The following is a 7631-nucleotide window of genomic DNA, read 5'->3' as shown; positions in this document are numbered from 1 at the left end:
GGTAAATGGTCAGCGCAAAAATACATCAACATGGCGCCGCTCTACCAAGAGCAGAACCAAGCACACGGAGCCGTCGCCTGAAAACGAAAGTGCGAAAGATATTTGACACTACCGGCGCTTTTTCGGCTTGATGCGCAGGTTCAACTCCAGCGCCCGATAGATCCGCCGGACCCGCTTGTGGTTCCATGCGAAGCCTTTGACATTGCGCAGATAAAGGAAACACAAGCCGAAGCCCCAGGTGCGGTGCGTTGTCGTCAGCCGGACCAGCCAGTCCGCAATCTCGGCATTCTCGTCGCCCAGTTTGCGTTCATAGCGATAGCAGCTTTCGCTGATCTGGAAAGACCGGCAGGCAAGCGCAATGCTCACACCGCGCAAATGGATTGCATTCATGGCCATCTCCCGACGCTGAGACGGCCTCAAGACTTTTTTCCGAGCGCATCCTTCAGCAACTCGTTCTGCATCGCCATCTCGGCGTACATCTTCTTCAAGCGGCGGTTCTCCTCGGCCATGGCCTTCATTTCCGCCATCAAGGACGCATCCATGCCGCCATACTTGGACCGCCAGTTGTAGCAGGTCGCGTTGCTGATCCCGTGTTCCCGGCAAAGATCGGCAACTGTAACACCGTTCTCACCCTGCTTCAAAATCGCAAGGATCTGGCCTTCTGTGAATCTCGATTTCTTCATGTCGTTCTCCAAGCGCATCAAAGGCCGGAGAAGTCCAATTTTCAACCCAGTGGTTTTCGGGGAGGATTACCCGTCCTCACTTTCACAAAAAACGGGTTGATAGAGGTCCTCACTTTCGAGCCGGCGATCATCGAACGCTAACAGCGGCGGGATAGCTCGGTTGAGGAGGCACTGATTGAGATGTACTTGGCCTGCGTGTCGGTTCAAAGGTCATGGACATCAACGAAGCGCTGTGGGGCACCCGCGTGAGCCTTGGCACGGTCTCGAACCTCAACAAGAAGATCTACGCCAAGATCGACGAGTGGCGCCATCGACCGATAGAAGCGGACCACACCTACGTTTTCGTAGACTGCATCGTCATTCGAGATATCAGGCGCCGCACACGGGTCGTCGGGGCGTTCCCGGATGAACAATCATGCCTGAGCCTGGCCGCGGCCGAGCTCAGGCATATCGCGGCCGGCAAATGGTCTGCCCGCAAATATATGAACATGGCACCGCTCTACCAGGAGCAACACCAAACCCACGGAGCCGTCGCCTGAAAACGAAAGTGCAAAAGATTCTGGACATTACCCCAGAGGGCGCACTCTGCTTTGTAGTTGATTTTTCCCGCCGCAAATGTTTTAAGCGCCACAGAAAAAGTTTGAGATAAGATGGTTTAAATGACGGAAAAAATTCTTATTACCGGAGCCGCGGGCTATCTTGGTTCCATCTTGGTTCCTGAATTGCTGAAAAACGGATATCAAGTCACGGCTGTCGATACCTTCGCCAGAAACGATACCGCACTGGCGGCGGTCTGTGACAACAAGAATTTTCAGCCGGTCAAGGGCGACGCTCGGGACGAAGCTCTCATGAAGCAGCTGCTCAGGGACGCCGATATCATTATTCCACTGGCCGCGCTTGTCGGAGCCCCGCTGTGCAAGGCTGATCCGATTAACGCGAAGACGACCAATTTCGGCGCGGTCGACCTGCTGGCGTCTAACTTGAGTTCCGATCAGCGCATCATCTATCCGACGACAAACTCTGGATACGGGATCGGCGAACAGGGCAAGTTTTGTACCGAGGAGACCCCGCTCAATCCGATCTCGCTCTACGGCGTGACCAAGTGCGACGCAGAAAAGGCTGTACTGGAGAAATGCGGGGGTGTAACGCTCCGCCTTGCGACCGTTTTCGGCATGGCGCCGCGCATGCGGGTGGATCTGCTGGTTAACGACTTTACTTACCGGGCCGTTACCGACCGGACGGTGGTAATCTTCGAAGGTCATTTCAAGCGGAACTACATCCATGTACGCGACGTGACCAAGGCCTTCATGCATTCCATCGCCAACTATGACCGGATGCGCAACAACGCCTACAATGTGGGGTTGTCGGATGCCAATCTGTCCAAGATCGAATTGTGCGAACAGATCAAGCAGGTCATTCCGGATTTCATTTATCTCGTCGCCGAAATTGGTGAGGACCCTGACAAGCGGGACTACATCGTTTCGAACGACAAGATCGAGGCTACCGGCTGGTCTCCGGATCACTCGATCGACGACGGAATTCGTGAACTTGTGCGTGGCTACCAGATGATACGGAACGTGAAATTTTCCAACGTCTAGGGTCTGGGCTGTCGAGTGCCCGGCCGGTTTCGTTCGGGTACCTGGCGGCCATACGATTTCAATGTGCCGAACCGCCTGGTGCAGTTTCTTCCAACGCCCGGAGTTTCAGGCAAATCCGACAAGAATGCAGGCGATGCTATATACTTCACGGACCCCACTAAGAGTGAGTTTTTTTGGTGGGGGGACAGATTATCCCGAGTACTTTTCGCGTCATCCCGGCGCGGTCGTCGGAATGGCGATCAACAAGTATGTCTATATCAGCGCGCTGAAACTGTTTAATTTCATAAACTACAAGTACCGGCTAAGCTATTCCAAGCTGGAGCTGGCGTCCGAGCATTCGGAAATCGAGCATCCGGTGGTTCGTTGCATCCTGGACCACTACGGCATTTCCGATGCCCTCGATATCAATGTGATGGCCGATCTGCCCGCCAGCAGCGGTTTGGGCAGTTCCTCAGCATTCACTGTCGGCCTGATCAACCTAGTGTCGGCGCTCCGGTCCAAGCCGTTGACCCGTCTGGACCTGGCCCAGGCAGCGATCCATGTCGAGCGCGACCTCCTGATGGAGCGGGTCGGCGTGCAGGATCAACTGCACACGTCTTTCGGCGGCCTGAACCGATTCGACTTTGTCGACGGTCGAACCCGCATCACGCCGATCCAGATGCACACGGCGTCTAGCGAAGCGCTGATGTCCTCGCTCGTCCTCGTATATACCGGTGTGACCCGCTATGCCTCCAAGGTGCTGAAAGAGCAACTTGATGCGACCAAAGAGAAGAAGGTCGACACGGAGCTGTCTCATCTCATCAAGTTGACCGACGAGTGTGTCTCGCTTCTGGAATCGGACAACCCGGGTGCTATGCTCACTCAGTTTGGTGAGATGATGCATGAGGGATGGGAGACCAAGCGTAAGTTGTCGGCCAGCGTGTCCTCGCCTGCCATCGACGAGCTGTATGATCACTGCAGGGCGTCAGGCGCCATCGGCGGCAAGCTCTGCGGCGCGGGCGGCGGCGGCTTCCTTTTGATGGTTGTTCCGCCGGAGAACCGGGCAATGTTTTTATCTTCGGTCACCGGCAACACCATCATTCCGATCAAGCTAGATGCGCAGGGATCCGTGGTAATGAACGGCTCCTGAGATCCGTCCAGATCTTGCTTAGCAAGAATTAAGAGTTTAAACCCAATGACATATCTGAACATGCAATGCCGTGGATGTGGCGAAACGAAGGTCCGGCAGTTTCTTGACCTGGGCGACCAGCCTCACTGCAATCGTCTGATCCCGCCGGAAATGGCTGACAAGCGCGAGCCACATTTTCCGCTGCATGTGGGCTTTTGCGAAACCTGCACCATGGTGCAGATCGACTATACCATCCCGAAGGAGGATATGTTTTCGAACTATCCCTACGTTTCGGGAACGACTAAGACGCTGACCGCGCATTTCAAGGAAACCGCCGAGCGCCTGGCAAAGACCTACGGACTGAATGCAGATTCGCTCGTGGTCGACATCGGCAGTAACGACGGAACTTGGCTGAAGCAGTATCAGCCACTGGGCATCAAGGTTCATGGCGTTGAGCCTGCGGCCAACGTTGTCGAACTCGCTCTCAGCGATGGCGTGCCGACCACCTGCAAGTTCTTCAACAAGGAAACTGCGGCGGAAGTCAGGGAAAAATACGGCCCCGCGTCGCTTGTGACGGCGGCAGGTGTCTTCTTTCACCTGGAGGAGCTCCACAGCGTCATCGAGGGCGTGAAACTTCTGCTGAAGGATGACGGCGTCTTTGTCGTACAGGCGATCTATCTCGGCGGAATGGTCGACAACATCGCCTTCGATCAAGTATATCACGAACATCTGGTCTACTACACGCTGAATTCCATCGAATCCTTGTTCGCTCGGCATGGCCTGGAAGTATTCGATGCCTCGCTCGTTCCCATCCACGGCGGATCGATAGAGGTTCATGTCGCTCCAAAGGGGCAGCGTCCAGTCAAGGACAGCGTCGTCATGATGCGGCATACCGAAGCAAAGAAAGGCTATGGCCGGCTAGAAACCTACGAGGCATTCGCTGCCAATGTATGGCAGCTGCGGGACGACCTGCTTGCCCTGCTGCGCAAGTACAATGAGGCCGGCAAATCCGTTTACGCGTTCGGGGCGCCCGCCAAGGGCGCGACGCTTTTGAACAGCTTCGGCATCGGTCCGGACTTGGTCGCCTTCGCGACCGAACGCAATCCGATCAAGGTTGGACGACTTATGCCGGGTAGCCGAATCCCGATCATCGACGAGAAGGGCCAGCGACCGGACGCGTTCCTGGTGCTCGCATGGAACTTCATCGATGAGTTCGTGGCACGCGAGACCGCCTATCTGGAGGCCGGCGGCGAGTTCATCGTTCCTGTTCCCAAGCTGCGCGTGATCGGCCGGGACAAAACCTGATGGGCGCCAGCAATCCGGAAGCATTGGTCATTTTCGGGGCGTCGGGGTTCGTCGGCCGCAACATGGTCGAAGCCTATTGCGACCTGGTTCCGACTGTCATCGGGGTGACAGCGTCCGGCAACGCCGTTCCTGGATGCGACCTCGTCGTTCCGGTCGGATCGCTGAACGATATTCCCGTGCTGCCGGCGCGGACGGTTGCCGTCAATGTCGCAGCCTTCCGGTATGATGCAGGGCGGCAGGAAATGGTGCAGAACGATATCCTGGCGAACAATGTCGCTCTGACGAACGGCTTCTTCGGTTTTTGCGCGCAGCGGAAGATCAAGGAAGCGCGGATCGCCAGCTCGGTCGCGGTCTATCCGGCCGAGCTGGATGTTCTCGACGACGAAGTCGCGATCGACCTGAATCGGCCGCCATTCGCCGGTGAGACCTTCTACGCTTGGTCCAAACGATGGGCCGAGCAGCTATCCCAGCTATACAAGGCGCAATATGGCATCAACACGGTAGCGTTCCGGTTGTCGAACCCATACGGACCACACGACAGCGTCACCTTGACCAAAGCTCATGTGGCGCCTGCCTTCGTCATGAAGGCGCTCAACGAAGCTCCGGAGTTCGAGATCCGCGGCGACCCGCAGGTCACACGCGATTTTGTCTATGTCGGCGACGTCGTCCGGGCGTTCCGTGAAACGTTCGAATGGAAGGACCGGAACGATTTTTTTAACCTGTGTTCGGGCACAACTACGTCCCTGCAAACCTTAGCAGAGTCCGCACTCAGGATTTCTGGCAACGATAAGCCGATCAGGTCCGGTGCACCGGGAGCATTCGGTCCGAACAAGCGCGTATCCACCAACGATAAAATCCGGTCCGCGATGAATATCGAATTCACATCGCTCTCCGAGGGCCTGACCAAGACGATCGAATGGTATCGTGATGCCCTTGCCCTTTGAGACAGCGATGGTCCTCGGGACCGACGGGTTCCTCGGGTCGCATATGGCCTGCACCCTCAAGGATCGCGGCGTCGACGTGGTCGAAGTCGGGCGTGCTGCAGGCGATTTCAGCACTTGGGATGTGGTCGAGGGCGTGTTCAGCCGTGCCCCGAAGGTGGATCGCATCTTCCATCTGATCACGCAACAGCGCACCGGTCAGGTCCAGTACGGCATTCAGGGTCGGCTGCTGCAGGTTAATGCATCGATCCATCTGAACGTGCTGGAGGCCTGGCGCCTTTTCCAACCGCAGGCGAAACTCATCTCGACCGGCTCCAGCTGCGCCTTTCCCGAACTGGATCGCCCGATTGTTGAGAGCGACTTCCAGTCAGGCCCGATGCATACCAGCGTCGCTGGCTATGGGTTGGCGAAGCAGATGCTGGCGGTCGGCAGCGACGCATTCGCCAAGCAGTATGGGCTGACCTACCTCCATCTGATCCTGGCGACGGTCTACGGACCCTTTGATCACAAGGAATCGGACCGCACGCACTTCATGACCGGCATGATCGACCGGGCCGTCAAGGAAAAGGCGGCGGGCAAGCCGCATTTCAGCGTGTGGGGATCTCCTAATGTCGTCCGCGACCTTCTTTATGTGGACGACCAGCTGGACGCCATGCTGGAAGCCGACGCGACCTTCGAGAACCGCATGCTAAACTGTTCGAGCAACGCGCCGGTGACAATCGGCGCATGCGCCGAGGCAATCCGTACTGGCCTCGACTGGCAGGTCGACATCGTTTACCCTCCTGACACGTTCAAGGGAACAGATTATAAGACGCTGGATGCCCGCGTCTTCCTTGAGGAGTCAGGCTGGAAGCCAAAGGTGAGGTTAGCGGACGGCACGAGACGCATCCTGGATATTGAGTACCGCTAGATGTCGCATTCTATCAAATCCTACTTGGTAGACAATTGCGGTCTCTGGCTGGACCGTCGTGGCGCGGCAGGGTTTCTGGGAAAACCGGCGCTTTTCCTAGATCGGGACGGCGTGATCGTCGAGGAAACGCACTACCTCGGCCGCGCTGAGGATGTGAGCATGATCCCGACGGCCGGCAGCTGCGTTCGCCGGGCGAACCTTGAAGGCATCCCGGTCGTCGTCGTGACCAACCAGGCCGGGATCGGCCGGGGCTATTACGACTGGGCGGGCTTCGCCGCCGTGCAGACCCGGATAGACGAGCACCTTGAAGGGGAGTGCGCCCGGTTGGATATGATCCTCGCCTGTGCCTACCACTCCGACGGCAAACCCCCCTTCGACAAGAATGATCATCCGTGGCGCAAGCCGCGCGACGGCATGATCCAAGCTGCGCAGAGCGAACTGGGCGTCGATCTGGAGAAGTCCCTCATCATTGGCGACAAGATCTCCGACCTGAAGTCCGGCGAGGCAGCCGGGATCGGCTTCGGGGTCTTGGTGCGGACCGGCCACGGCGCCGAAGAAGAGCCGAGATTCGATCCGGACCATTTTGGCATCATGAAGACAGGCATTGCAGACGATATCGAGGCCGCTTATCAGGCCGCGCTGTCAGCTGGCTGGCTGCAGCATTTTACGACTAACTGTGGAGCATCTACAGGTTATCCGCCTCGAGTGCAAGTTGACTGATTGGTGTTTTGTCTTTTGTGCCGTGACCTGAGACTGGTAGTCCTTCCATTTTTCGTTGGGTCGATAACTGTACTTCAGGCCGCTTTTTTCAGTTTCATTGCGGGTGTAATACCGCCGATGGCCATGTTGGGCCGCTCATTGTTGCATGTCCATAGCCAGCGTGTGGCGCGGTCCTGTGCCTCCTCTATCGTTTCGAATATGTATTGTCCGAGCCATTCGTGGCGGACGGTTCGGTTGTAGCGCTCGACATAGGCGTTCTGCTGCGGTTTTCCCGGCTGGATATACTCCAGGCCGATCCCACGTCTTGAATCCCATATTTGCAGGGCTGCACTGACATGTTCCGGGCCATTGTCCCCCCGGATGTTC

At 57.0% G+C, this 7631-nt stretch carries 7 protein-coding genes and 2 pseudogenes; 7 read left to right on the top strand and 2 right to left on the bottom strand.

Features of this window, described 5'->3' with window-relative positions:
* Positions 1-114 precede the first annotated feature (114 nt).
* Positions 115-683: pseudogene (locus F0184_RS20255) on the bottom strand (transposase); the annotation flags it as partial.
* 114 nt (positions 684-797) lie between these two features.
* On the opposite strand from F0184_RS20255, the pseudogene F0184_RS20985 reads away from it, so the two are divergent.
* The 7 genes and pseudogenes from F0184_RS20985 to F0184_RS20220 all read left to right on the top strand — a co-directional run.
* Positions 798-1048, top strand: a pseudogene (locus F0184_RS20985) (transposase); the annotation flags it as partial.
* Positions 1049-1342: 294 nt separating this feature from the next.
* Positions 1343-2281 (top strand): NAD-dependent epimerase/dehydratase family protein, encoded by a 939-nt coding sequence (locus tag F0184_RS20245; RefSeq protein WP_150497956.1) that lies wholly within the window; start codon positions 1343-1345, stop codon positions 2279-2281.
* A gap of 124 nt (positions 2282-2405) precedes the next feature.
* Positions 2406-3410: a GHMP family kinase ATP-binding protein gene (locus tag F0184_RS20240; RefSeq protein WP_206668396.1), complete on the top strand. Its 1005-nt coding sequence runs from the start codon at positions 2406-2408 to the stop codon at positions 3408-3410.
* A 45-nt stretch (positions 3411-3455) separates the two neighbouring features.
* Entirely contained in the window at positions 3456-4694 is a 1239-nt protein-coding gene (locus F0184_RS20235; RefSeq protein WP_206668395.1) for a class I SAM-dependent methyltransferase, read from the top strand.
* Entirely contained in the window at positions 4694-5638 is a 945-nt protein-coding gene (locus F0184_RS20230) for an NAD-dependent epimerase/dehydratase family protein (RefSeq protein ID WP_150497955.1), read from the top strand. The genes F0184_RS20235 and F0184_RS20230 overlap by 1 nt, the downstream gene beginning before the upstream one ends.
* Before the next feature lie 7 nt (positions 5639-5645).
* The gene (locus F0184_RS20225) at positions 5646-6545 is read left to right on the top strand and encodes an NAD-dependent epimerase/dehydratase family protein (protein WP_206668394.1); all 900 of its coding nucleotides are present in this window, start codon (positions 5646-5648) and stop codon (positions 6543-6545) included.
* Complete coding sequence (locus F0184_RS20220; protein ID WP_150497953.1) at positions 6546-7265, top strand: D-glycero-alpha-D-manno-heptose-1,7-bisphosphate 7-phosphatase; 720 nt, start codon at positions 6546-6548, stop codon at positions 7263-7265.
* Between the two features lie 74 nt (positions 7266-7339).
* On the opposite strand, the gene F0184_RS20215 is transcribed toward F0184_RS20220, so the two are convergent.
* The coding region (locus F0184_RS20215) for an integrase core domain-containing protein (RefSeq protein ID WP_150497952.1) at positions 7340-7631 on the bottom strand (292 nt) is incomplete at its 5' end.

The organism is Roseibium aquae (assembly GCF_008711285.1).
Taxonomy (GTDB): Bacteria; Pseudomonadota; Alphaproteobacteria; order Rhizobiales; family Stappiaceae; genus Roseibium; species Roseibium aquae.
This window is presented reverse-complemented; position numbering and strand designations above follow the sequence as displayed.